The organism is Macrococcus bovicus (assembly GCF_030376725.1).
GTDB classification, from domain to species: Bacteria; Bacillota; Bacilli; order Staphylococcales; family Staphylococcaceae; genus Macrococcus; species Macrococcus bovicus.
The window spans coordinates 404,469-429,141 of record NZ_CP128470.1 but is presented as its reverse complement, the minus strand read 5'-3'; the positions used below and the strand labels follow the sequence as shown (position 1 = coordinate 429,141).

27 protein-coding genes and 1 riboswitch are annotated in these 24,673 nt (G+C 42.7%); of the genes, 4 read left to right on the top strand and 23 right to left on the bottom strand.

Going from position 1 to position 24,673, the window contains the following annotated elements:
• Positions 1-6: 6 nt before the first annotated feature.
• Complete coding sequence (locus QSV55_RS02665) at positions 7-672, bottom strand: methionine ABC transporter permease (RefSeq protein WP_133451481.1); 666 nt, start codon at positions 670-672, stop codon at positions 7-9.
• Positions 662-1,675, bottom strand: a complete 1,014-nt coding sequence (locus QSV55_RS02660) for a methionine ABC transporter ATP-binding protein (RefSeq protein WP_133451482.1) — start codon at positions 1,673-1,675, stop codon at positions 662-664. The genes QSV55_RS02665 and QSV55_RS02660 overlap by 11 nt, the downstream gene beginning before the upstream one ends.
• Before the next feature lie 69 nt (positions 1,676-1,744).
• A riboswitch (SAM riboswitch) is annotated at positions 1,745-1,849 on the bottom strand.
• Between the two features lie 121 nt (positions 1,850-1,970).
• On the opposite strand from QSV55_RS02660, the gene QSV55_RS02655 reads away from it, so the two are divergent.
• The gene (locus QSV55_RS02655; protein WP_289650584.1) at positions 1,971-2,516 is read left to right on the top strand and encodes a TetR/AcrR family transcriptional regulator; all 546 of its coding nucleotides are present in this window, start codon (positions 1,971-1,973) and stop codon (positions 2,514-2,516) included.
• A 72-nt stretch (positions 2,517-2,588) separates the two neighbouring features.
• Positions 2,589-3,932: an N-acetylglucosaminidase gene (locus QSV55_RS02650; protein WP_289650583.1), complete on the top strand. Its 1,344-nt coding sequence runs from the start codon at positions 2,589-2,591 to the stop codon at positions 3,930-3,932.
• 37 nt (positions 3,933-3,969) lie between these two features.
• On the opposite strand, the gene QSV55_RS02645 is transcribed toward QSV55_RS02650, so the two are convergent.
• The 16 genes from QSV55_RS02645 to QSV55_RS02570 all read right to left on the bottom strand — a co-directional run bounded on the left by QSV55_RS02645 (position 3,970) and on the right by QSV55_RS02570 (position 20,479).
• Positions 3,970-5,535 (bottom strand): phospholipase D-like domain-containing protein, encoded by a 1,566-nt coding sequence (locus QSV55_RS02645; protein WP_289650582.1) that lies wholly within the window; start codon positions 5,533-5,535, stop codon positions 3,970-3,972.
• Between the two features lie 52 nt (positions 5,536-5,587).
• Positions 5,588-7,483, bottom strand: a complete 1,896-nt coding sequence (locus tag QSV55_RS02640) for a hypothetical protein (protein WP_289650581.1) — start codon at positions 7,481-7,483, stop codon at positions 5,588-5,590.
• Positions 7,455-8,360, bottom strand: coding sequence for an ABC transporter ATP-binding protein (locus QSV55_RS02635; RefSeq protein WP_289650580.1), 906 nt, complete (start codon positions 8,358-8,360; stop codon positions 7,455-7,457). Before QSV55_RS02635 ends, QSV55_RS02640 begins: the two co-directional genes overlap by 29 nt.
• Positions 8,341-8,730, bottom strand: coding sequence for a GntR family transcriptional regulator (locus QSV55_RS02630; protein ID WP_133451328.1), 390 nt, complete (start codon positions 8,728-8,730; stop codon positions 8,341-8,343). Before QSV55_RS02630 ends, QSV55_RS02635 begins: the two co-directional genes overlap by 20 nt.
• A gap of 460 nt (positions 8,731-9,190) precedes the next feature.
• Complete coding sequence (locus tag QSV55_RS02625; protein ID WP_289650579.1) at positions 9,191-9,970, bottom strand: SDR family NAD(P)-dependent oxidoreductase; 780 nt, start codon at positions 9,968-9,970, stop codon at positions 9,191-9,193.
• A gap of 12 nt (positions 9,971-9,982) precedes the next feature.
• Positions 9,983-10,363 carry a GNAT family N-acetyltransferase gene (locus tag QSV55_RS02620; protein WP_289650578.1) on the bottom strand — a complete coding sequence of 127 codons (381 nt, stop codon included), beginning with the start codon at positions 10,361-10,363 and terminating at the stop codon, positions 9,983-9,985.
• A gap of 65 nt (positions 10,364-10,428) precedes the next feature.
• Positions 10,429-12,429, bottom strand: a complete 2,001-nt coding sequence (locus QSV55_RS02615) for an acyltransferase family protein (RefSeq protein WP_289650577.1) — start codon at positions 12,427-12,429, stop codon at positions 10,429-10,431.
• The gene (locus tag QSV55_RS02610; RefSeq protein ID WP_243721451.1) at positions 12,429-12,920 is read right to left on the bottom strand and encodes a cupin domain-containing protein; all 492 of its coding nucleotides are present in this window, start codon (positions 12,918-12,920) and stop codon (positions 12,429-12,431) included. The genes QSV55_RS02615 and QSV55_RS02610 overlap by 1 nt, the downstream gene beginning before the upstream one ends.
• Positions 12,921-12,957: 37 nt before the next feature.
• On the bottom strand, positions 12,958-13,671 hold the full coding sequence (locus tag QSV55_RS02605; RefSeq protein WP_133451323.1) for a YebC/PmpR family DNA-binding transcriptional regulator: 714 nt from the start codon (positions 13,669-13,671) through the stop codon (positions 12,958-12,960).
• A 79-nt stretch (positions 13,672-13,750) separates the two neighbouring features.
• Positions 13,751-14,380 (bottom strand): Bax inhibitor-1/YccA family protein, encoded by a 630-nt coding sequence (locus QSV55_RS02600; RefSeq protein WP_243721450.1) that lies wholly within the window; start codon positions 14,378-14,380, stop codon positions 13,751-13,753.
• Positions 14,381-14,436: 56 nt separating this feature from the next.
• The gene (gene gntK / locus QSV55_RS02595; RefSeq protein ID WP_289650576.1) at positions 14,437-15,963 is read right to left on the bottom strand and encodes a gluconokinase; all 1,527 of its coding nucleotides are present in this window, start codon (positions 15,961-15,963) and stop codon (positions 14,437-14,439) included.
• An 11-nt stretch (positions 15,964-15,974) separates the two neighbouring features.
• The gene (locus QSV55_RS02590; RefSeq protein ID WP_165983700.1) at positions 15,975-16,523 is read right to left on the bottom strand and encodes an esterase/lipase family protein; all 549 of its coding nucleotides are present in this window, start codon (positions 16,521-16,523) and stop codon (positions 15,975-15,977) included.
• A gap of 59 nt (positions 16,524-16,582) precedes the next feature.
• Positions 16,583-17,581: an inorganic phosphate transporter gene (locus QSV55_RS02585; RefSeq protein WP_133451319.1), complete on the bottom strand. Its 999-nt coding sequence runs from the start codon at positions 17,579-17,581 to the stop codon at positions 16,583-16,585.
• A 10-nt stretch (positions 17,582-17,591) separates the two neighbouring features.
• Positions 17,592-18,209, bottom strand: a complete 618-nt coding sequence (locus QSV55_RS02580) for a DUF47 domain-containing protein (protein WP_289650575.1) — start codon at positions 18,207-18,209, stop codon at positions 17,592-17,594.
• A gap of 195 nt (positions 18,210-18,404) precedes the next feature.
• On the bottom strand, positions 18,405-19,319 hold the full coding sequence (locus QSV55_RS02575) for an NAD-dependent epimerase/dehydratase family protein (protein ID WP_289650574.1): 915 nt from the start codon (positions 19,317-19,319) through the stop codon (positions 18,405-18,407).
• An 86-nt stretch (positions 19,320-19,405) separates the two neighbouring features.
• Positions 19,406-20,479: a YkvI family membrane protein gene (locus tag QSV55_RS02570; RefSeq protein WP_289650573.1), complete on the bottom strand. Its 1,074-nt coding sequence runs from the start codon at positions 20,477-20,479 to the stop codon at positions 19,406-19,408.
• Positions 20,480-20,610: 131 nt separating this feature from the next.
• Between QSV55_RS02570 and QSV55_RS02565 the strand changes: the two genes are divergently transcribed.
• Positions 20,611-20,985, top strand: a complete 375-nt coding sequence (locus tag QSV55_RS02565; protein WP_133451315.1) for a hypothetical protein — start codon at positions 20,611-20,613, stop codon at positions 20,983-20,985.
• 30 nt (positions 20,986-21,015) lie between these two features.
• Here the strand turns inward: QSV55_RS02565 and QSV55_RS02560 are convergent, their stop codons facing one another.
• From QSV55_RS02560 to QSV55_RS02545, 4 genes are all read right to left on the bottom strand, one after another.
• Positions 21,016-21,513: a hypothetical protein gene (locus tag QSV55_RS02560; RefSeq protein WP_289650572.1), complete on the bottom strand. Its 498-nt coding sequence runs from the start codon at positions 21,511-21,513 to the stop codon at positions 21,016-21,018.
• Positions 21,514-21,669: 156 nt separating this feature from the next.
• Entirely contained in the window at positions 21,670-22,005 is a 336-nt protein-coding gene (locus QSV55_RS02555) for a zinc ribbon domain-containing protein YjdM (RefSeq protein ID WP_289650571.1), read from the bottom strand.
• 31 nt (positions 22,006-22,036) lie between these two features.
• Positions 22,037-22,525: a methylated-DNA--[protein]-cysteine S-methyltransferase gene (locus QSV55_RS02550; protein ID WP_289650570.1), complete on the bottom strand. Its 489-nt coding sequence runs from the start codon at positions 22,523-22,525 to the stop codon at positions 22,037-22,039.
• A complete protein-coding gene (locus QSV55_RS02545) occupies positions 22,509-22,946 on the bottom strand; it encodes a GNAT family N-acetyltransferase (protein ID WP_289650569.1) in 438 nt (145 codons plus the stop codon). Before QSV55_RS02545 ends, QSV55_RS02550 begins: the two co-directional genes overlap by 17 nt.
• An 86-nt stretch (positions 22,947-23,032) precedes the next feature.
• Between QSV55_RS02545 and QSV55_RS02540 the strand changes: the two genes are divergently transcribed.
• Complete coding sequence (locus QSV55_RS02540) at positions 23,033-23,728, top strand: type 1 glutamine amidotransferase domain-containing protein (RefSeq protein WP_289651037.1); 696 nt, start codon at positions 23,033-23,035, stop codon at positions 23,726-23,728.
• A 24-nt stretch (positions 23,729-23,752) separates the two neighbouring features.
• Here QSV55_RS02540 and QSV55_RS02535 read toward each other — a convergent pair whose 3' ends face one another.
• Complete coding sequence (locus tag QSV55_RS02535) at positions 23,753-24,421, bottom strand: C40 family peptidase (protein ID WP_289650568.1); 669 nt, start codon at positions 24,419-24,421, stop codon at positions 23,753-23,755.
• Positions 24,422-24,673 lie beyond the last annotated feature (252 nt).

Here is a 24,673-nt window from a genome sequence, read left to right as displayed (position 1 = left end):
CTCTCCTTATAATCGACTTGTGTATATATTTGCAATCTTATTGCCAATGAATTGGACGATCTGAACTAGAATGATCAGTATCAGCACCGTAATGAACATGACTGCGACATCAAACCGCTGATAGCCATAGGTAAATGCGAGATACCCAATGCCGCCTGCCCCGACAAGGCCAGCAACAGCTGAGAATTCAATCAGCGACACGGTCGTAAATGTCAGTCCCAATATCAATGCGCCTGCCGCTTCAGGGACAAGCACTTTAAACAGAATGTCGAATTTTGTTGAACCCATTGCTTCCGCTGCCTCTATCACCCCTTTATCAACCGAGATGATGTTATTCTCAACAACCCGGGCGATGGACAGTGAAGCCGCGAGCGTCATCGGGAAAATAGCTGCCCAGATGCCAATAGATGTGCCCACCAAGAAACGTGTAACAGGTATCAATGCAACCAGAAATATAATGAATGGAATCGGTCTGATGGTGTTGATCACAAAGTTTAACGCCATATTCACTGAACGATTCTCAAGGACATGGCCCCGTCCTGTTGCATAGAGCAATATCCCGAGCGGAATACCTATCATTGCTGCGAGCACCAATGTAATACCGACCATAATCAATGTATGAATGAGTTCCTGCAGAATAATCGGATAAAATTCAGATAAATCAGCTTGCAAAGCCATCAACCTCCTTGATTTCAATACCATATTGCTTCAGCTCCAGCAGGGCAAACTGGACCTTGTAATCTGAGCCGACCGCCTCTATCAGTAAATTACCGAATAAACGATCGGTCAACTCAGTTATACTGCCATACAAAATATTAAAATCGACTTCATACTTGCGGCCAATCTGGCTCAGCACGGGTTCCAGTATCTGCTGATGATTGAAGATGAATCGATATAACTTCCGTGAGGGTTCTACACCTTTTGGCACATGGTCATTCAGCACAGAATGGACAAAACGTTTCGTCGTCGGATGCACGGGATTCGTGAATAGGTCAAAGACTTTGTTCTGTTCTACAATACGCCCTTGTTCCATGACCGCCACTTCATCGCAGATTGTCTTGACGACTTCCATTTCGTGCGTAATGAGTACGATGGTGATGTTCAGTTCCTGATTGATACGTTTCAGAAGACGCAGGATTTCATCCGTTGTTTCGGGGTCCAGAGCAGACGTCGCTTCATCACAAAGCAGAATTTCCGGATTCGTTGCAAGCGCACGGGCGATACCGATACGTTGCTTCTGGCCACCTGACAGCTGAGCCGGATAATCATGTTTCTTATCTGACAAACCGACAAACTGAAGTAATTCATCGACGCGCTGATCCAGTTCTGCTTGTGAATACTTTTTGGTCAGCTTCAGTGGATATTTAATATTATCTGCGACTGTCTTTGCCTTAAAAAGGTTGAACTGCTGAAAAATCATGCCGATATTCTGCCGTCTTTTTCTGAGCAGCTGGGGTTTTAAGGTAGTGATGTTTTCACCATCTACTATGATGCGACCGCTCGTCGGTTTTTCGAGCTTGTTGATCAACCGGATCAGAGTGGACTTACCGGCGCCTGAATAACCCACAATGCCGAATATCTGTCCTCTCTCTATATTCAGTGTCACATCTTGCAGTGCCGTCACTGTTCCTTTCTTCGTCTGAAACTGTTTTGATACTTCATCAATTTCAATAATTGCCATGGTAGCCTCCTTAAAAATCAAAAAAAAGACCTTTTAGCCAGAAGCTAAAAAGTCTTAAACGTCCTTTTATCTGCCAAGCTAAGCTTGATGGAATTAGCACAGTGCTCATTTCTGAGTCCGCTGCTGAGATGTCATCGGGCCATATCCCTCGATCTCTCTTGATAAGTTTTATGAAGTTATACTCATAGTACATGGACATGAATAAAGTGTCAACTTCTTTTTTTAATTTTCGCAATCTTGAATCTATGATAAAATAAGTGACTATAATAGAGATAAGAAGTAGGTACTTATGACAGACAAACAAACGCTGATACAAGAACAGTTTTTAAAACTACTGGAACAACATCGTTTTCGTGAAATTACTATTAAAATGATCTGCGAAGAAGCGCATATCAACCGCTCCACTTTTTATACATACTATCTTGATAAATATGACTTGCTGGATAATATGATTGAACAGCATCTATCAGAACTCAACTTAATCGGCAGTCAGTTTGCAGAAGCCATAAAGACGGATTCTGATACTCTACGTACTTCATCACGCCTTTATTTGAATCATTTGTTCTCATATATCTATGAGAATCAGAGTTTTTTTCGTACATTGATGACAGTTCATCCGGCTCAGAACTTCACACAAAAATTTATGGGGGTTCTGAAGGAAAACTACATGCACATCATTATGGATCATCACCTTCAGGATCCTGAGCATTTTGTCAATTACACGTTAGGTGGCCAGTTTGGAATTATTTATTTCTGGCTGCAGAATTATTGCGTCGAGCCCCCGGAGAAGATAGCAGATATCGTCTATCGTAACATTCTCAAGACAAATCGTTAATTTATTGTAAAACTCAGCTTTTGATCGATTGTTTCCTGTATAATAAAATCACTAAACTACTGGGGGTCCTGAATGAAGTATATTAAACGCACACTTGCATTGACCATGCTTTCCACTATTCTGTGCTCTTCTTACGCACAAGCAGACACATTAAGAATGGGGCATATTAAAGATACTAACTCCATTATCATCACCAGTATGAATGCGATGACGAAAAAAGTCGCAGGTGATTATGTGAACTATACGCTTTATGTCAATGATAAAGTGATGATCAACCAGCAACCTTATTATCGTGTCCAGGTGACGCCTGACATCAACAATGCAATCGGCTACGTTGCAGCAGACGACCTCGTGATTCGCCCGGTTAAAGATGCAGCAAAACCTGATACAACGCTTCAGCTTTCAGCCAGCACAAAGGTCTACAGCGTTCCTGAAGGGACAGACAGACAAATCATAGACCGCGCACCTAAAGGTGAAAGCGTTACAGTGAATCAGTCACTGCAGGTCGGAGATACACTCTATCATGAAATCACCCGGACTACCGGTTTAACAGGGTGGATAAAAGCTGACCACCCTACATCGCAGCCGGCAACTAAGAAATCTGAGATCAAACATGCTGTCAGCCAAGAGCAGAAAGTCAGCAAACCAGCCCAACCGAGCATTAAGAAGCCAGTGACTAAAACAGAAATTAAGGCCACCCCTATTGCAGGGGCACGCATGGTCACAGCCAGTCTTGAAGATGCTTACAAAGCGCAGATGAGACTGACACCAAGACCACAGACCTCTAATGGTATCAAGTGGTATAACGCACCTAAGACAGCCATTCTTGAAGCGATGGATACTGGCAAACTGGCAGCTGACAGCATCAACCGTTACCAGTTCCTTAATCTGACCGAACCTCAAGGTCTCTCTGTGGAGCAGCTCAATTACCTGCTTCAAGGTAAAGGTATTTTAGAAGGACGTGGACAGGCATTTAAAGTGGCCAGTGAACATTATGGCATCAATGAAATCTATTTAATTTCACATGCTTTGCTGGAAACAGGTGAAGGGACAAGTGAACTTGCACAAGGCAAGAAAGTGAAAGGTGCTGACAAAAAGAAGAAATATTACAACATGTTCGGCATCGGCGCCTTTGATAAACATGCAGTGAAATACGGCGCGCAGTATGCAGCAAATGTCGGCTGGGATACACCTGATAAGGCGATCATCGGGGGCGCAAAGTTCATTGCTACAGGTTATTTAAGCGAGTCACAGAACACACTGTATAAGATGCGCTGGAATCCGGATGCACCCGGACAGACACAATATGCGACTGATATCCACTGGGCACATGCCAATGCAAGATACCTGGTCCAGTTCTATCAGCAGTTAGGGCTGGAAGGCACCCATTTTGACTTCGTTCAGTACAGCAAATAAAAATAGACGTTCAGCCATATAGCTGAACGTCTATTTTTTAAAAACTGGAGAGACCGGTGAATTCCTGCAGACGATAGAGCACTGTCTTCCAGAACGATACTTCTTTCTTCACATCATAGCTATCTGTCACATGTGCCCGGTCATTATTCCACTTAGCATCAAAATCAGCATCCAGCTGCTTAAAGACAGGGAGATCGGATTTACCTGACAGGATGACATCTGTCTCCATATTATAATCCGCCAAATTTCTACGCGTAAAGTTCGCACTGCCGACAAATAAGGTGGAAGTCTGTTGCTGATCGTTTGCTATCAGCAAGTATTTGCTATGGAACTGCTCACCATGTGACACCGCCCATTTCACCTGAATACGGTCATCACTTTTCGAGACCAGTTCATGGGCGACCGGCTTATTGGGGATACCCGGCTTCTCTTTGCCGAATGCTTCTTTATTGACATCAAGAATCAGCTTGATATTGACACCACGCTCGGCTGCCCTGAGCAGTGCGTCAATCATATCTCGGTCAGACAAATAAAACATTCCTATCTTCATCGTGTCATTATCATTCGTTCTCTCAATATATTCAAGGAGTGCCTCTTTAATCTTCCCTTCCGTGACAAGGGTCGTTTCGTAATCCATCGTATTATTAAATGCACGGTTACGAATAGTAAAGTCTTCTCTTTCCAGGCTGCCTCCGCTCATATTGATGGCAGCAACCTCGCTCCTGATCAAGTCCTCCTGAATACGGCCGGACATTTTAACCGCGATATTCTGATGATGGCCACTCGGATTATGAGGATTACTGCTGGCAATAACAGCGGCTTTTTCAGTCACCAGTGTCTTGCGATGATTCGCCTTAAAATTAAGCAGTTCTGCCATTCCCCTCACTGTTACATCAGGCGCCTTCTTTGAGAAAATATTGGTCAAGTGGCCATTCTCACTGTTACCTAAGAAATAAAATGTTGAGCGCCATAAGCCTGAATAAAGCGGGTTAGAATCGCGTAATTTCGTTAAATCTGTTTCATAGACATAAATATCATGGGCGCGCATCTGTTTATAATGGAGCGGCGTATAGCTGCCATAAACAGAATTAATAGGATCGGTCAGCACGTATATCCGTATATCCGGATTCTCCTGTTTTTTCCTGATCAAATGTCTGGTGAGCTCGCCAGCCAGGTCAGGAAACTTCACTCGCCCGTCATAGGCATCATTAAATAAAAACATATCCAGTATGATGAAATCATCTGCCTCATCAATCGTCTGGAAGATTGTACTGAAAATTTCCTGGTCGTACTGCTGGCCATAAGTATGATCAAGCAATAGCTTCACATCATTGGTTCTGCTGGGCTCAAAACGTTTGGACAGACCAACTGGCATCGGCTTCAGCACATTAAAAACTGTAACAGCCGCAACAATTAAAAACAGGCCGCCTACTATCCATTTACCGACAGGCTTTTTCTTCTGTGATCTTGATTTCTGCCGCGCAGAAGGACTCTTGCTATTTTTAGGGGCAGATTTCTTCGCTGTCATTTTCTTTACTGATTTATTTTTAGCAGCTGGTTTTCTACCGGCTGATTTTTGGGCTGTCGTTTTTTTCTCTGCCATAACATCCTCCATTTCCCGGGTCATAAGGAAATAAGAAGATGCAAGCATCTTCTTATTTCACTTCTTTATTCATCTTAATTATAGCAAAAAATCCATCTTTACCGACAGCATATATATCATCACCCTCGATATCAGCTGAACCCTCATTCAACGCCTGATTGAAAGCCTGCTGAGTCACTTTTGTTTTCTTCAGCTTTTTCATTTCAGTGTCATCAACAGTCGTCTGACCATCAAAGTGATCCGGTTTGACATTCAGACGATAATATTCATCTGCTTTAAAGATATCACTCGGTTGATCAATCATTTTATTCTTCATCATATAGTCAATTAAATGGTGATGATAAGGTGAGAGATTAAATTCAGCATATCTGCTCGTTTGCGAGAAACTCACTAGAATACCTGAAGATGAGAGACGTACTGAAGATTTTTCGATATTCTCTTCTGCCATATCTGCTTTTAATGCTTTTATAAATTCTGAATTATATTTAGGTTCAATGACTTGTGTATCACCTTCATCGATATCGATATTAACAGTATCATTTTTCAAATCAGCCCAGTCATAACCTGCTGCGATAGCTTTGGCATAGATTTTATTGTCCACTAACTTTGATGCTTGTTTGAACTGTTCTTCAGAGAGATCGCTATACGTGCGGTGTTGAAGTGTTCCATCTTTCATCTTATACGTCACAGAGAAGCTGCCATACGAATCTTTAGCATTATGGTCAATAATTTCATGATGTAGCGTCACAACTTCTTTAATATAAGCGGGATCTGTCACGTAACTTTTCAGATGTGGTCTCATTTCCTCAGACATTTCGGTTTCCATATTCACTGATGCCACCTGATTCACGTCCGGCACGTAACCTTCCTGCCATTTACCATAGGCATAAGTCGCTGCGAGTATCAGCGCGACCACTAGAAACGTCAAAGCCATAGCGCGGACATTCAATCTTACTCTCGGACTTCGCTGATTGACTGCCTGTGCCAGCAGATAGATGATCAGGAATGACAGAATATAGATGATGGCGATAATCAATAAGTTCTGCACGCCTGCAGTAAAAATAGTCCCTGACACCATTACACCGAGTAGGACAACTAACGTGATAAACGCCCATTCAAGCCAAGAACGCTGGAAAGAATGAACAATACGCTCATTGCGACGGCGCTCATAAAGGAAATAGGTCAAAGCGAGCAGTAGGCATGCTACGAGCATCGCAATACCAAAATACAGCCAGTCTATCCGGTCAACGATATGATTGACCATACCAACCGGGAATGTCAGATTCTCTGACAGTGTATAGACTTTTTCCTGGCCCGGATCAAAATCCAGTATCGTCGCACCGCGGAATAAATTATTGTATATCCCTGTTGCAAGGCTGTGGAAGAGAACAGGCAGCATGAGCAATAAAGCAGTGAGCACCAGATGGCCAAAGTAATGATTGATCAGCTGGCCAACAAAAAGCGTAAATATGAACGAGAACAGTGAGACAATTAACGTCAGAATCACCCAGTCAAAGATTTTACCGGCCGTGATGTCCTTGAAATGAAGTGAAAACAGACTAAGAATAACGCCATTAATGATTAGATTGATGGCAACTGTCACCGTAAAAGCAGCAAGCATATGTGCCAGTATCTGATGCCTTTTAAACGGCAGGCTATGCATAAAATCTGACGCATCTTCATTCTTCAGGAAATAAGTCATGCCTAGCGCACTCAGTACACCATAAAATAATGTGCCGACCAGAAAGATGGAAAGGATAGCAGCGTCCATACCTAGCAGATGACTATTCGTGCTATACATTTGCCCATCTTCACTATAAGTCATTAAGATATAACCAAATGGCAGCAGGAAGAATGTACAGATGATGTTGATTGCCATAAAGATTAAATTATTGAAAAAGAAATGCTGAAACAAGCCTTTATTCAACGATAATATTTTCGATAGCATAGCCGTGTCCTCCCATCTCATAAGTAAATATCTCTTCTAAAGTCAGCGGCAGAATATCATACATGAGCGGATGATATTGCGTAATGATTTCTTCTATATGGCTGTCACTGCCTGCAGTGATACATGTGACGACACGACCTTTTATTTTGCGGTCGAGTGCTTTTAAGTCCCTGTAGAATGATTCCGGCGGCAGTGTTTCGAATGCAACCTGAACTTTGCAGTGCTCCCGTTTCAGGCTGTCGAGTTCACGATTAATCAGCATCGTTCCTTCGTGCATGATGGAGATGCTGTCACAGAAGTCTTCCATCTCACGCAGATTGTGGCTGGAAACCAGAATAGACATCTGGTGGCTTGAAACATCCTGAATAAGCAGATTTTTGATGGTATGTCTGACAACAGGATCCAGTCCGTCAAATGGTTCATCGAGCAGGAGTACTTTAGGCTGGCAGGACAACGACAGAATGAATGCTGCTTGACGCTTCATCCCTTTTGACATGCGGTTGAATCGCAGCTTCGGATTCAGCTTCAGTAGTTTGACCAACTGAAGAAAACGGCTGTCACTAAATCCCGGGTAAGATTCTTTATAAAAAGCAGACATCTCGTTTAAATTAGAATAATTGAAGAAATAAGGAATATCCGGCATGAAAAGCATCTGTTCTTTGATAACCGTATTTTCATAAACCTCTTCTTCATCATAGAGAATCTGTCCGCTGTCAGCCTGATAGATACCGGCTAATAATTTTAAGAAAGTCGTCTTTCCTGCTCCATTTGATCCCAGTAAACCATGTATGGTACCAGGAATCAGTTCTAATGTGGCTTCTCTGACCGCCTGATAACGGTCAAATGATTTACTAACTTCAATCGCCTTGACGTTCATGCTGTTCACCTCCCGCGATAATTTCAATTTTTTGCTGTAACTCTTCTTTCGTCAGACCGAGGAATAAAAGTTCCTGTATGATACGTTCCAGTTCAGTTGTCAATTCATCCACACGCTCCTTATTAATATCTGTCTCTATTTTTTGAACAAAGCTGCCTCGGCCTGGAATAGAATAAGTGAAGCCTTCGCGTTCAAGTTCTCGATATGCTTTTTGAATCGTATTCGGATTGATGGTCAGTTCCTGTGCCATCTGTCTGACAGATGGCAGCTGCTCATCAGGTTTCATGACACCTTTAATAATCTGCAGTTTAATGTTCTCGATTAACTGCTCATATAAAGGCGTACGACTGCGGTTATCAATTGAAATCAATAGATGACCTCCTTTAACAATATTGTACTAACTGTATTAATTAAAATAATACAGTTAGTACAGTATAAGCGCAAGCATTTTATAAAAATTGTTGTTACTATAAAAAAACCACATACCCTTCGGGTATGCGGTCTACTAATAGCATAAGTTTGATAATGTTATGAGCGATATTTCATGTTTATCGCTCATAACTCATATAATTGCTGCGGTCGCCCCTTGTTATGAGCGATATTTCACGTTTATCGCTCATAACTCATACTATTGCTGCGGTCGTCCCTTGTTATGAGCGATATTTCATGTTTATCGCTCATAACTCATACAACTGCTGTGGCCGTCCCTTGTTATGAGCGATATTTCACGTTTATCGCTCATAACTCATACAATTGCTGCGGTCGTCCCTTGTTATGAGCGATATTTTACGTTTATCGCTCATAACTCAGCGTATATTTAGTCATATAATCTATAAAGCAGCTCCACTGCCACCATCAATATTAACTGCCGTACCTGTTACATAGCTTGCAGCATCTGAAACAAGGAATGAAATAACATTTGCTGCTTCTCTCGTATCACCGATTCGGCCAAGCGGAATACTGAACTTCGGATCTATTGCATATTCTTCCCATGACTTCTCAGGCGCTTCCTGCTGCCAGCGTTTCTCAATCTGCCCACTTCGAATCAGACCGATACAGACTGCATTGACACGAATATTATAGGGTGCTAAGTCTTTGCTGAGTGTTTTAGTCAGTGCAAGTCCTGCTGCTCGTGACACAGATGTCGGTGACGATTCAGCGGGTGGTGTTTTGCCGGCAACTGCTGTTAGATTAAGGATAGCACCACCTTGTTTCTTGAGTTCAGGCAAAGAAGCATGAATCATATGCAGCCAACCAAAAAGCTTCAGATTTAAATCATTCTGCCAGTCGCTGAGTTCAACATTCTCGAAATTTTCAGCAAATGCAGAACCCGCATTGTTGATCAGAATATCCAGACGGCCATATGTTTGTACCGCATGTGCAATAATTTTCTTTGCATCTTCTTCTTTTGTGACATCTGCTACGACGTAACTCAGAGTCTGGCCGGTTTTCTCTTTTATCTCCTGAACCGCTTCATCTAATCCCGTTTCATTGCGTGCCACCAAAACAACTTTCGCTCCTTCTTCAGTCAGGAGCATGGCTGTTTCTTTGCCAATTCCTTTACTTGAACCTGTAATCACTGCGACTTTATCCTTTAAACCTAAATCCATTCTATTCACTCCTTAGTTTTCATGGTATGTTCTTCTAAAGCCGTAAAACGGTCTGAATCTGGGTGTATAGTAATCCTTGGAATCCGCTGTTGCAAGCAGTTCCATTCGTGTAGAAGGATAGATATCATGTACATAATCCAGCAAAGCTCTTGCATACCCCTTACCTCTGACATCTTTTCTCACTATCAGCTCACAGACATAGAGGGAGACATAGCCATCTGTCAGCGCACGAATACAGGCGACCACTTCATTTTCTAGCTCCATTACGAATGCGACACTATGTTGCCAGCTATGCAGGGTCTGTTCGTGACGAGCAACTAAATTATCCCAGCCTTCTGCCTTGTTCAGAGCCTGAATCTGATCAATATCAGCCGTCCTGAATGCTCGAATCATCGCATCATCTCCTTAATCCTATTGTAATTAAATGCATCTTTATTTGCGAAAAAAACGTTCATCCATCAGGACAAACGTTTCGCTTTTGCTTTTTTGAGTAACGGGATTAAGTCCTTCTCTATATAGGGACTCAAAGTCTCCATATAGGATCTTGAAATGTGACCATTGTCTACATACACCATAACATTCCCTATGACAGGTCTACATACTTCTTCATCACAGAAAAAATCAGTGTAGTCAAAGACATGTACATTTTCCGGCGGATTCTTTAACTTAGCCCAGTCTGAAGGTTCAGGGAATAGTACTTCTCGCTTTGTCTGGCATTTCGGACTATCTGCTCCATACTGATTGACACAAGTCGGTACATCCTTACGGAAATACGGTGTATCACGTACACCAAATACTTCAATCCCTTTTTTATTCAGTGCTTCGAATTGTTCAATATAGCCCACCGGCACTTCATGAATATTCCAGTAACCTACATCGGCATTCGCAAAGACTATATCCGGTTTCTCAGCCACGATTTTATCAATAACATGCTGATTCCAGGCGATACATGATGGTTGCTTTGCTTTGTAGGTGGAAAAACGACAGCCGCTTTTCGTTATATTGAGGACGCGGATTTTATTTTTCTCTGCCATTTTGACTAGAGCAGGCTGCCAGTGAGCCGCATGAGAGCTTCCTACTAATGCGACAGTATAATCATAATTTTCTGTAACACCATACTCACAAACCTTCACCACCGGGTCACCCGCCGCCACATGACAGCCATCTGTATAAGGGTCTGCTTTGTCATTTTTGATTGCTTCTGCTTCAGGCAGATAATCTTTTTGCGGCACATTATCCATGTCAATAGAACGTGCGCCCGGATAATCATCTGAACCTATCAGTTTCTGGTCAGCCACCTGATCACTGCTCATCTGGTAGAACCAGAATGCATTGCTGCCCGCTACAATCGCCAACAAGCTACCTAGCAGTAACGCTGTACGTGCACTTTTATTCGGAAACTTCAGTTTTCGTAACGGCCGTTCGACAAAGCGTGTCGTCAGCCAGGACAGGAGAAGTGAGCCTGCTAGAATCAATAGGCCATCTGTAAGGGGAACATGCTTAACTTCTTTAAACACATGGTAGAATGTCAATACTACCCAGTGCCATAAATAAAACCCATAAGACAATGCGCCCAGTTTAACCATCCAGGCGGTGCCGAGCAGTTTCTCAACCCCGAACTTCGAAGGATTCTCACCTGAAATCAGAATGAAGACTGCTGCCAGGGTCGGCCATAATGCCACATAGCCAGGGAACAGTGATGATACATTCAGCATTAAACCGCACGATACCAGCATCAATAAACCCAGCCAGCCGAGTAAGCCAGCCAGCATATGAGGCAGCTTAATACGAGTCAGAAGCAGACAAAGTAAACCGCCAAGCGCAAACTCCCAGACCCGTGTTCGTGTATCAAAATAGGCCCACGGTTGATTGATAGCAGTCAGATAAACTGAAAACACAAACGAAACAGCAAATAGAATTAAAAACAGAATGAAAAGTGGTTTTTTCACCGTTGTTTTCATCCACTTCGCACTCCAGATTGCTAACCAGATCAGCAAGAACCAGATGATATAGAACTGTCCTTGGATACTCATTGCCCAGAAATGCTGAACCGGACTTTTTGCGTTGGTGTGATCCAGATAGTCAGTAGCTGTATAGGCCAGTTGCCAGTTCTCATAATAGAAAGCTGATGCAAAGATTTCCTTTATTGTCTGTGACCATTGTACTTCCGGCAAAAAGAAATAACTGAGGACAATGACTGTAAACAAGATAAAAAATGCAGCAGGCACTAGTCTTCTCAGCAGTCCGAAGATAAAGTCAAAGAAATTGACCGTACCCGTCCTTCTGACTTTAGACAATAGACTTGTCGTGATCAGAAAGCCTGACACCACGAAAAAAACGTCTACTCCTCCCGATACCTTACCCAACCAGATATGATAGACGGCTACAAGGAGCGCAGCGATGACGCGCAGGCCTTCGATCTCCGGACGAAACTTTTTATTTTGATTAACCGTCTCCACTAATCCCTGATCTCCTTCAATGCATATTTTAAAATCAGTGCTTCATGTTCAGGGTATATCTTCAGCAGTTCATCTTGCGTGAAAAGTTCAAATGTCTCGAACTTAAATCCCGGTGACACCATACACCCGACCAGGCTCCACTCATGATCCGCTTCAACTGTAGACGCGAAAATAGTGTTTTTAGGCACAAGAAACTGCGGGACTTCGCCGTTCAATACATCAAGACCGAGCTTTACATATTGATAGGTGCCATCTGCCATAATCATATGCAATGTCAGTGCATCACCCCCATGAAAATACCACAGTTCATCAGCATCAATGCGGTGAAAATGTGAGATATTGCCTGTCTCCAGTAAAAAATAAATGCTTGAATAAAGTTCGCGTCCTTCTGTTGTTAAGGTCGAACGATATGTCTCACTATAATACCCGCCTTCAGGATGCGGTGTCATATTGAGCCCACTGATCAATTGCATTTTCTTATTATCCTTCATAGTTCCCCCTATAAAAAAAGCCAAGAAAAATCTTGGCTTATAGTTCCACGTTATGATAGACGTTCTGGACGTCCTCTAAATCTTCAATCGCATCAACCAGCTTTTCAAATGTAGCCAGATCATCTTCACTTAATTCCAGCTCATTCTGGGCTAACATTGAAAGTTCTGCAACCGTAAATTCTTCAATCCCTGCATTATTCAGTGCATGCTGGACAGCTGCGAACTGATCTGGTTCAGCATAGACAATCGTCTGTCCGTCTTCTTCCATGACGTCACGTACATCGATATCTTCTTCCATCAGCAGTTCGAGCGTCTCGTCAGCTGATTTGCCTTCAAAACCGAATACCGCTGTATTATCGAACATATAGGCAACAGAACCGGAGACACCCATGTTCCCACCGTTCTTACCAAATGCAGCGCGGACGTCACTCGCTGTACGATTGACATTATTGGTCAGTGCATCAACGATGAGCATAGAACCCGCCGGCCCAAAGCCTTCATAACGCAGCTCATCATAATTTTCTTCTCCGCCGCCCTTCGCTTTCTCGATTGCGCGGTCAATGATATGTTTAGGTACTGAATAAGTCTTGGCGCGCTCCAGTACGAATTTCAGATTCTGATTTGATTCCGGGTCCGGTTCGCCAGACTTCGCAGCCACATAGATTTCACGGCCGAATTTGGCATAGATTCGACTCGTATTCTTGTCCTTTGCTGCTTTCTTATCTTTGATATTATTCCATTTACGACCCATAAAGCCATCTCTCTTTCGATTTAATATAAGCTTATTATACACTATTTCACACAAAAAAAAGAGTGACTTCACGTCACTCTTAATCTCTCAGGATACTTGCCAGTCTCAGCACATCCATGATGATGTTCAATAAATTCATAAATAAGTTGAAGCCCATCTCACGCGGTGAGAAAGCGCCGCGTTTCATACGGTTGAAATCATAGATCGTATAACCGAGGAAAATAGCCAGTCCAAAAACAGTAATCACCAGGTGAAACATAGGTATATGGATAAAGAAGCCGAGAATACTCGCAAATATAAGTGCAATCAGTGCCGGGAAGAGTAAACGGCCTAAGCTGGATGCGTCACCGATTACAAAATAACCCAGGAAACCAAACATAAAGAATGCAGCAACTGCGAGTCCGACATTCTGATAAAAAGCAACTGTGCCAAGGTCATTCAGAAAATACATAAACGACGCATAGCTGACGACCCCTATCAGGAATGCCAGTACATTTGCAATCAGGGCACTGAATTTACGTGAGGACTTCACAAACAATGAAATCAGAACGATGGCCATAATCAGTATCGAAACTGACATGCGAAGAGCAGGCGGGACGAATTGTCCGGCAAAAGTACCTACTGCAAAGATAAGCCAGTAGTACATAAAATACAGCCATGCCTGGCGAATCTGTCCGGACCTTGATATAGAAACATTTTGATAATTCATAAGCATTACCTCTTTAAGTTATTAGTAGCATTCATTGTACACGGCTCTGACTAATTTCACAAAGAATTATACTTGCGCTGGAAATCTGCTATACGTGAATATTGCTCAGTAAGTGACTGGACGGTATCCATATAAAGCGGCATTATTTCCCGGTACATACTGACCTGCTCATCTTCAGGGATATGACAGAATGAATGGCCGACCCAGTCTGAGACATGCGAAAAATCAGCCTTCTCACCTATTGCCACCTGCCCCAGTATCACTGCACCTAGACATGAACTTTCGTGACTTGCCGGAACAATCAGCTTCTCATCGAATATATCTGCCATCATCTGGCGCCACAGCTTGCTGCGTGCGAAGCCACCGGTTGCCTTCACCGAAATCACCGGTTCATCCATCAGAACAGTTAATGCCCTGTACACTGTATAAAGATTATAGAGAATACCTTCTAATGCAGCACGTATCATATGCTCTTTTCGATGTGCAAGGGTAAGACCGATGTACGATCCTCTGACATCTGAATTCCATAATGGGGCACGTTCGCCTGATAGATAAGGATGAAATATCAGACCGTTGCTGCCTGCAGGTACCTGTTCTGCTAGCCGCATCAGCATATCATAACTGTCGATGCCCTGTCGTTTCGCTTCTTCAGTATCACTGGCAGCAAGCTCGTCACGAACCCAGCGCAACACCACGCCACCATTATTGACCGGACCGCCGATCACCCACTTATCTTTCGTCAGAGCATAACAGAAAAGCCTGCCCTCATGGTCAGTACGCGGCGCATCAACAACAGTCCGGATAGCACCACTTGTGCCGATGGTCACCGCGACTTCACCTGGTCTGAATGCATCTACACCGAGATTGCTGAGGACGCCGTCAGATGCACCGATAACAAACGGGGTCATAGGATCGAGTTTCATTCGCGCTGCAATCGATTCATCCAGCCCTCGCAGAATAAAAGTTGTATCCACCGCGCGCGAGAGCTGCTGTTCCTCGATTCCTAGCTCCTTTAAGATCTCTGCATCAAATCTCAGCTCATGAATATTAAAGAGCCCTGTCGCAGAAGCAAGCGAATAATCAATCACATACTGACCGAAGAAACGTTGAAAAACGTATTCTTTGATACCGATAAATTTAGCTGCATGGTTAAATATTTCCGGCGCTTCATGTTTAAGCCAGATGAGCTTGCAGAGCGGACTCATTGCATGTATCGGGGTCCCTGTCCTATCATATATTTGCTGCCCCCTGTTCGTCATCCTCAGTTCCTTGGCATAAGCCTGACTTCGGTTATCCGCCCAGGTGATGCTGTTTGTCAACGGCTGATGTTCTGCATCCATGACAATCAGACTATGCATCGCACTTGAAAAACTGACAAACTGAACAGCTTCTCCGTTGTCAGGGCTGACTTGTCCGATAGTTTCTATGACCGCCTCCAAAATATCATCCGGTCGCTGTTCAGCGACATCCGGGACAGGCGTCAGCAGAGGGTATTCCACATGGTGCACAGCCATCACTGCACCTGACTGATGGTATAGCACTGCTTTTGTGCTTGTCGTTCCTATATCTACACCTATAAACATCACGTTTCTCCTTATGATTCTAAAATAGGCAGCAAATCTTCTATACCTTGATGAAACTCATGTTTGCCTTCTTTTTTCGTAATGGTATTCAATCCTTTGAAGTGTTGTCGCCAGCAGTCCTGATGACTGATATTGACACGGTCATCATCTTCAGACTGAATATGATACAGAATGATCTTACTGTCTAATGCGTCTTCTGCATGTTCTTTCAGTTTATTCTCCGGTGCGCTGAATTTATCATCACACCCGAAGAAAGGTGAACCGATCAGCACCACCTTAGAGATATGATGCGTATCCTGATTTTCTGTCAGATATTTCATGACGACTGTACCCCCGAATGAATGTCCTATAATAATCAGCTCATCTTCTTCCGGAATATCAGCAAGTGTCTCTGTCAGCACTTTAACCCAGTTTTTGTAGACTTGTCCGTCTTCACGCGGGAAGGAAGGCGTGTGCCACTCGATTCCCTGCAGCTGGCTCTTTAAGTAACGAATCAGCGGATTGCTCCCGCTGTCATAGTTCTGTTCACTTGCACTATGAACAACAAGTACATGTTTCATGGTCATTCCTCCCATATAAAAAAGGTAAACTCATGATAAGTTTACCCTTTTTTAAAGTTCTATAAAAATAAATGCAATATAAAATAAGTGAGTGCAGCGATAAGAGCTGATATAGGTAATGTAATGACCCATGTCACAACCATACGCTGTGCAGTAGTCCATTTCACTCCTTTAATACGGTGAGAAGAACCGACACCCAGTATAGATGAGGATACGACATGCGTGGTTGAGACAGGCAGATGGATATGAGTCGCCCCAAAAATGATAAGCGCTGAACTGAGGTCAGCTGCGACACCATTCGCCGGACGAATTTTCATGATGTTCCCACCGACCGTCTTAATAATTTTCCAGCCGCCGACTGCCGTGCCGAGACCCATCGCCGTTGCACAACATATTTGAACCCAGCGCTGTATTTCTGTCCCTGTCTGCATATTTGCCGCAATGAGAGCCATCGTGATAATACCCATCGCTTTTTGGGCATCGTTTGTACCATGAGAAAAAGCTTGAAGTCCTGCCGTGAAAATCTGAAAGAACCGGAAATTACGATTGGTTCGTGTCAGGTTACTGTTCTTAAACACGACTTTAAAGATTGAATAGACAATATAACCGACACCGAACGCCAGTAAAGGCGAAATTATCAGTGCCATAATGATTTTGACGAAGCCACTGTAATGCAGGACGCCAAATCCTGCTGATGCAATCGCGGCGCCGGCTACAGATCCTATTAATGCATGGGATGAAGAACTCGGAATGCCGTAATACCAAGTGACTAAGTTCCAGATGATTGCGGACAATAATGCCGCCAATATAACAACCGAGCCATTCTTCAATGTAAAAGGATCGACGATATCTTTTGTGACCGTCTTCGCGACCCCTGTTGAATACATAGCACCGAGAAAATTCAAGACGGCTGCCATCAAAATGGCATGTCTTGGTTTTAACGCTTTAGTTGACACTGCTGTGGCAATCGCATTCGCTGTATCGTGGAAACCGTTGATAAAGTCAAACACCAGCGCACAGACTACGATGGCTATAGTGATAATTAATAATTGATCCATCATGAAACTCCTAACTATTTTTCATAATGATTGATTCAAGATTGTTGGCCACTGTCTGACACTTGTTCGCAATATTTTCAAGTGCCTGATAGATATCCTTAATTTTCATGATGGTAACAGGTTCTGTTTCAACAGAAAGAATATGTTTAATCGACTGACGTAAAATATTATCGCAAATGGTTTCATGATCTTTGATATTCATTGAATGGACACGAATATGAGAGAATTTTTTTGTACCGATTAAATCAACAGCCATTTTTATTTCATCTGTACATGCCTGAATATTTTTAACGAATTCACTCATGAAGTCATCAGTATACTCTATTGAATACATCTCGAACATGGCAGACGTCTCTTCCATGCCATCCATGACATCATCAATTGCATTACCTAATGCCAGAATATCTTCACGTTCAATCGGTGTGATGAATGTCTGATTGAGGTCTGAAATCATCTGCTGCATTAAATCATCACCATGTTTTTCGTATGACTTAATATTGTCAGCATACTTCTTGAGATCAAATGCGTTATGGAAAGACATATCGCCAAACACAACAGATGCACGTTTCAGATTCTCAGCCATATCTTCCAGCTGTAATATAAACTTATCTTTCTTCTTCGTAAACATGAAAATCCTCCTAGAATTATGTGGAATAATCTCACAACACCTATTAGTGTAAAACAAAATAAAAAGAAACGATACCTTTTTGTAAAGTTTAAGTAAATTTTGTAGTGATAATATTAATTTTTTTGATATATTGCTAAATTAAAGCGTCAAAGAAACAAAAAATCTATTCTGACACTTTCAGAATAGATTTTATAGTTATCGATGGGGTGTATATGTCTTAGTCTGACCGTTCCGCTGCTCTTCGTTGAACTTCTCTATTCGCATCTCCACTTCAAATATACGCATGGTCAAGGCATGAAATGGTGCCTGGAGAAGCTGATAGAATAACCACGATTTAGAAGGCTCATAGCGATGGATGCAGACCATGATTTCTTCCGTCCCGAGCATCCGCCGGAACTCAAGTGTGCCGGTGTGCTGATGTCTTATTGTCGCCAGTTCCCCGCCTGCAATATCAAATATCTGGCGGTCATTGTTGGTCAAAGCTGTGCGTCTTTTAAGATGTATCAAGTCTCTTTTAGCACCTTGCAGATAATATGAGTTCTCATCAATCTCAACATTGGATAGTCCCGGCAGAACATTCTTATAATAGTCGAAGTAATGTGCCGTAAACTTTTCAAGCGTCCATGATGCCGGTATCTTGAAACGTCTGATAATCCTGACATCATCTCTTCTTGCACTTTGAAACCGCGCGAGCATGCCTTTACGTCTGATTGCTGTATGCGTCACTCTGACGGGTGTCTGATAGGACCGTAGGATCTTCAGCGTTTCATCGTCCTCCACTGCACCTGCCACATAGATGATTTCTTTCACATTCATGGCCTCTGCTGCGCGGCCGTAGTTATCAGCCGCAAGAGCATTCATATCATTGTAGGACGCTTCCATCGTTTTGGATGACCGTTTGGTCGGATCCAGGAAGTAGACAGCAATATCAATGTCTTGCATCGCTGTTATCACATCTTCAAGCGCAAAGATATCTCCTCTCATCCAGCTGACATCCTCATAAGCCTGTTTATACTGCGATAAGACAACCAGGTCGTGCTCCATATGTAAGGACTCATAAAGATGTTTTCCAATATAACCGCTAACGCCCGTCAATAACACTCGCATCATTCTGCCTCCACTCATTCTTCATTTCATTCTAACATTTACCCATTTCAAGCACAAAAGATACAGGGTTCTCACCCTGTATCTCTGAATTATGCAATATGTTTCTTGCCTTTACGTTTACGCAGAAAATATTTCACGGTGATACCCATACATAAGGCAAGTCCGACGTAACCCATCAGCGGGTAAATAACATCTACTAATTCTACAAAACCAACGAAACTTAAACCGTAGCCGATGATCATTGAACCGAAGAGCAGGAGTTTATAGTTTCTTGAATAAGGTGTAGTGAACCGAGCGACGAATGAGTACATCAAACCGACGATAGTATTGTAGATGACAAGCAACATAATGATGCTCAGCGCAACGCTGATAATCGGGTTAATCTCCCTTCCCAGTAAGATGGTTGGAATCGCTGCCTGATTGACTTTATCCAGTTCAGCGAGCAATCCTGAATTCACCATCAAAATTAACACTAACAGGATGAGACCGCCGATTAAACCGCCACGCCCGGCTACTACTTTACGGCTTGCGTCTCCACCAATCGCAGTCATCATACTGAAGGCCGTTGAGAATGCAAGGGCACCGTAGAGAATACCATCCCACCACCATAGATGCGTCGGTTGTCTGGAAACATCAATATGCTCGTTCACTTCGCTGAATGGTACGGTCCCATTAAAGAAGAAATAGACAGCGATAATCGTTACAACAGTAATCAGAAACGGTGTCACCATGCCAAGTGCACCGACTATTTTATTGAAATCCATTAACAACGTAAAGCTGACAGCGAGCATCATCAGCAGTGAGCCGAGCCATGTCGGTACACCAAAGCTTTCATGTGCTGCACTTCCGGCCCCGGCAATCATAACGACTGATAAGGCATAAAGAAAGAAAATCAAGATATAGTCAATGATTTTTCCAAATTTTTCACCAAATAAGTAATGAATCGCACCGACATGATCTTCTGCATCCAGTGCATTCCCGATTTTTGAGATCTGACGCCCAAAGAAGGTCAGCATCAGCCCCGCAATCAGAATAGCTAAATAACTATAAGTACCATAGTTCGTGAAAAACTTCAAAACTTCCTGACCAGTGGAAAATCCTGCTCCGACCACTACGCCCACATAGGCTGATCCGATTTTAACTGCTTCTGTATTTTTCGACACTACATCTCCTCCTAAATTGAAATAAAAACTCAAAACACAATCTCTTGTTTACCCGGCTTAGTCATGAATAAACATTTTATGAAGAGATAGGTTATAATAAGGAGGTACATCAACTTGAGAGGAGCTTGACTATGGAATTACATAAACAAGTAGTACATATGCATTTAAAAGAGCTGCATGTCCGAGATTTCGAGCAGCATTCTCCTGAAATCACTAAAATGCACCGTATCGATATTGAACAGCATCCTGAGGATAACGAGATTTTTGAGTTCACCCTCAACTTCATGTTCGGCCATTTTGGCACGCAAGTAGATGGCGTCATCCAGGCGACGATTATTGTGAAAAGTGATGATCCTTCTGCTGATGTGCTTCAGGAGCTTCTGAGCAACGAAAAGATGTATGCCGTGCCATTATTCTCTAAAGCTTCTGCTATTATCACAAAAATAACTGAAGACCGCGGTATGTTTCCGGTCATTGTTCCAGTTGAACTCTGGCTGGAAGAATAGAAAAATCCTCGGATGAGTCATCCGAGGATTTTATGCGTTTTGAGAACGGCTAAGATCATTGATATCCACAACGCCGGCATCCATTTTTTTAACTGCTCTTTTCATGAGATCTCTTGCAATCTTATTATGCGGATCCAGCTTCAGAATTTCCTTTGCCACTTGATAAGCCTGTCTATCCGTCAGGACAGGCTCCGGTACCGTGTACAGGAATAAGAGCTGCAGCAAGCTTTTGATCTCCTTGTATTCGGTCAATTCAGCAGAGCGTTCAGCATGATAATAGGCTGCTTTGAATGCATCGGTCACTTCACTGAGCGGATAAACCAGTAATAAAAATGCCAGATCGTGAAGTTCCGCACTTTCCTGTTCTTTCATCACTTCTACAATAAAGGTATAGAACATAACAGATTCTGTATTCTGAGCCGCTCCAATGAATGCCTCTTCAAAATCCAGGAAATCATTATCGGTCATCAACTGCCTGACACGCTCAAACTCACCGTTCAGAATCAGAACTTCAATTTGTTCTTTCAATTGATGATCCTCCTTCTTTTTCAGCATTTATATTGTAACATATCCTCACCTTAATACCTACTACTTCAAATGAGTAAATTTCCTCTTATTATCAAGCAGCCTGAGAAGTGTTGACAGCTAATATAGCATGCTGCATCCTCGCCATACCTCTGAACTTTATATTTTTTTGACGACTGACGATTTCAGACCAATCTGACCAAAGCCTTCTATTTTACAGTCAATATCATGACCATCTTCAGGATCGACCAAACGGATATTCTTAACTTTTGTGCCTTGTTTAATCACAGAAGAAGCACCTTTTACTTTTAGATCTTTGATGACAGTGACTGAATCCCCGTCTGCGAGTTCATTACCGTTGACATCTCTGATTACTACCGCTTCTTCTTCATCTGCATGTATGGGCCACTCGTGCGCACACATCGGACAGACATAATTCATTCCATCCTCATAAGTATATTCAGAGCCGCACTGCGGGCATAAGGGCAAAGTCATGCGTTATTCTCCTTCATTATCATTTATTCTCTCAATCATTATAAGGGACAGCTTCAATATCCAGCAATATTCTTTTTAGATGAAGACCACTTGAGAAGCCTGTTAGTTTACCATTTTTTCCGATCACACGGTGACAGGGAACGGAAATCAGGACTGGATTGCGTCCAATTGCACCGCCCACTGCACGAACAGCTTGTGGCCGTCCAATCATGTCAGCGATATCACTGTATGTCCGCGTTGTGCCGTACGGGATGGTCTGAAGTGCATTCCATACTTCCAGCTGAAATGGTGTGCCTGTCAGATCATACGACCAGTTGAATGCTGTTCTTGCACCTGCCGCATAGGCCAGCAAGTCCTCCATATAGGTATGATTTTTCTGATCTGCCGCTTCTCCAGTGACCCACGTAGCCTCTGCAATAGTCGGCATGGTATGGCTGAGTGAGCAGACACCCTGATCAGTAGAGCAGAGCACCAGTTTCTCATCCCATAATGTAAAGTCGCTTCTATAGATTTTTTTCATAAGTACGCTCCATATCAACATGTGGAATCATATCCTCAAAGTAAATAACAGACGTCTCTGTGAAACCGAATGAACGATAAAAATCAGCGAGATGCGCCTGGCCCTGTAATTTTACGTTCTTGCCCGCATAATGTTCATCAATATAGTTCAGACAGACCGTCATCAGTTCCCGCGATAAGCCTTTCCCCCGAAATTTCTGATTGACAATGACACGGCCAATATAAAGGTCATCACCTTCAATGATTCGGGCATAAGCTTCTAAGCCGCCGTCAAATTTTGTAACATGGAGAGCAGCAAGATCCTGGTCATCAATTTCTCTATAGGCACATTGCTGTTCGACGACAAACGTATCTACCCTAAGTCTTGTGATATCATACCATTCTCTCGTCGATAATTCGTCAATTTTTCTTATTTCCCACACGGTCATCACCTCATTTTTGTTCATTCTACTACAGATGAAGCATGAATACGACATTATCGGGTATAAAATAACAAAGGAGTGAAACCATCATGAAAAAAATTCTTGTTGTCTTGACCAATACTGAAAAATATCAAGATATTAATCGTGCGACCGGCTTATGGCTAGGAGAAGCAGCACAGTTTGTAGAGGTGGTTGCAGAAGCAGGCTATGAAATCGATTATGTCAGTCCAAAAGGCGGCTTTGTACCGATTGATCCTTCCAGCATGCCGACAGCTGATGACATCGACTTTAAATGGTATGGCGACGCAGATTTTCAGCGCCGTGCCCTCGCAGAATCTCTAAAACCAGCTGATATCAATCCGGCAGATTATGCAGCGATTTATTATACAGGTGGACATGGCACTATGTGGGACTTCAAAGATAATATGGAACTTCAGCAGATTGCAGAGCAGATCTATCAGGACGGTGGCTATGTGACAGGCGTCTGTCACGGAATTGTCGGCCTAGTTAATCTACTGGACACAACAACAGGACAACGCTTAATCAAAGGGAAGAAAGTAACAGGTTTCAGTAACCTTGAAGAGCGTTTAAATCGCACTAAAAAACATGTGCCTTTCCTGGCAGAAGACAGTCTGAAAGAAGCGGGAGCTAAATATAAGGCTAAACGTCCAATGAAAGAATATGTGCGGACAGACGGGCGGATTATTACTGGACAGAATCCAACTTCTGCTCAAAAAGTAGGTAAAGAACTGGTGAAAGCATTAAAAAGCCGGATATCTTAGAGATATCCGGCCTTAAGCTTTTAATTAGTAGCGGTAGTAACCTGTAATAGAACCATCAATATATGATACTGCACGTTGACCGACACCAGCTGATGGATTTAATGCATCAACCATCTGGCCGTTACCAATATAGACACCAACGTGTGAACCACCGTTGAAGAAGACTAAGTCACCTGGTTGTGGAGTTGAGACAGGTGTACCTGCTGCCATTTGAGCCCAAGTTGTACGTGGAATTGATTTACCCATTGCTGCTAATACTTGCTGAGCAAATGCAGAACAGTCAACAGCAGTAGATGAATTACCACCGTATACGTATGAACGGCTTGCTGCCATGCTGTTTGCGATTGCCGCAACGTTGTTATTAACTGAAGCAGTTGTAGCTACTGCTTTTTTAGCAACAGGTGCTGCAGCTGTATCAGAATTAGAGACACGATCTAAATTAGCTGCTGGAGCTGCAACAGCTGGTGCTTGAACTGCAGCTGTACGGTTGAAGCCGTTTGAGTAGTTATAAGTTCTTGAACCATCTTGGTTAACTACATATGTGTAGCTGTATGATTGGTTAGATGATACTGCTGGCGATTCAGCTTGACCATTATTCACTTCATCGATAGTGTGAGCTGCTGCGTCTGCATGGTGAGAACCTAATGTTGCAAGGCCAGCTAAAGTTGTTAAAGTAAGTACTGTCTTTTTCATTATATAATATCCTCCAGAAATTCAGTTGAATGAATTTGTAATTTTTTAATAAGTGCTGCGTCATTTATCAGCGCTTTGCGATGAATTTATATTAGCATTTAAAATTTGAAAATGGGGCGTTGTTATATATTTGTTACATAAGTGATATGTTTAACGGCTAAATGTTACAATGACTGATCAGCTATGTAATAAACAGCAAAACCGCAATAAACCTTATTCTAATAAGGTTTTTGCGGTTTTTATCATATTTAT

Excerpts from the sequence above, each read along its gene's own strand:
- QSV55_RS02565 (WP_133451315.1), top strand. The coding sequence starts at position 20,611 with ATGGAATTACATAAACAAGTAGTACATATGCATTTAAAAGAGCTGCAT.
- QSV55_RS02535 (WP_289650568.1), bottom strand. The coding sequence starts at position 24,421 with ATGAAAAAGACAGTACTTACTTTAACAACTTTAGCTGGCCTTGCAACA.
- QSV55_RS02585 (WP_133451319.1), bottom strand. The coding sequence starts at position 17,581 with ATGGATCAATTATTAATTATCACTATAGCCATCGTAGTCTGTGCGCTG.
- QSV55_RS02605 (WP_133451323.1), bottom strand. The coding sequence starts at position 13,671 with ATGGGTCGTAAATGGAATAATATCAAAGATAAGAAAGCAGCAAAGGAC.
- QSV55_RS02575 (WP_289650574.1), bottom strand. The coding sequence starts at position 19,319 with ATGATGCGAGTGTTATTGACGGGCGTTAGCGGTTATATTGGAAAACAT.
- QSV55_RS02580 (WP_289650575.1), bottom strand. The coding sequence starts at position 18,209 with ATGTTTACGAAGAAGAAAGATAAGTTTATATTACAGCTGGAAGATATG.
- QSV55_RS02590 (WP_165983700.1), bottom strand. The coding sequence starts at position 16,523 with ATGAAACATGTACTTGTTGTTCATAGTGCAAGTGAACAGAACTATGAC.
- QSV55_RS02600 (WP_243721450.1), bottom strand. The coding sequence starts at position 14,380 with ATGAATTATCAAAATGTTTCTATATCAAGGTCCGGACAGATTCGCCAG.
- gntK (WP_289650576.1), bottom strand. The coding sequence starts at position 15,963 with ATGTTTATAGGTGTAGATATAGGAACGACAAGCACAAAAGCAGTGCTA.
- QSV55_RS02650 (WP_289650583.1), top strand. The coding sequence starts at position 2,589 with ATGAAGTATATTAAACGCACACTTGCATTGACCATGCTTTCCACTATT.
- QSV55_RS02625 (WP_289650579.1), bottom strand. The coding sequence starts at position 9,970 with ATGGATTTAGGTTTAAAGGATAAAGTCGCAGTGATTACAGGTTCAAGT.
- QSV55_RS02655 (WP_289650584.1), top strand. The coding sequence starts at position 1,971 with ATGACAGACAAACAAACGCTGATACAAGAACAGTTTTTAAAACTACTG.
- QSV55_RS02635 (WP_289650580.1), bottom strand. The coding sequence starts at position 8,360 with ATGAACGTCAAGGCGATTGAAGTTAGTAAATCATTTGACCGTTATCAG.
- QSV55_RS02620 (WP_289650578.1), bottom strand. The coding sequence starts at position 10,363 with ATGATTCGAGCATTCAGGACGGCTGATATTGATCAGATTCAGGCTCTG.
- QSV55_RS02645 (WP_289650582.1), bottom strand. The coding sequence starts at position 5,535 with ATGGCAGAGAAAAAAACGACAGCCCAAAAATCAGCCGGTAGAAAACCA.
- QSV55_RS02640 (WP_289650581.1), bottom strand. The coding sequence starts at position 7,483 with ATGCTATCGAAAATATTATCGTTGAATAAAGGCTTGTTTCAGCATTTC.
- QSV55_RS02555 (WP_289650571.1), bottom strand. The coding sequence starts at position 22,005 with ATGACTTTGCCCTTATGCCCGCAGTGCGGCTCTGAATATACTTATGAG.
- QSV55_RS02610 (WP_243721451.1), bottom strand. The coding sequence starts at position 12,920 with ATGAAGGATAATAAGAAAATGCAATTGATCAGTGGGCTCAATATGACA.
- QSV55_RS02550 (WP_289650570.1), bottom strand. The coding sequence starts at position 22,525 with ATGAAAAAAATCTATAGAAGCGACTTTACATTATGGGATGAGAAACTG.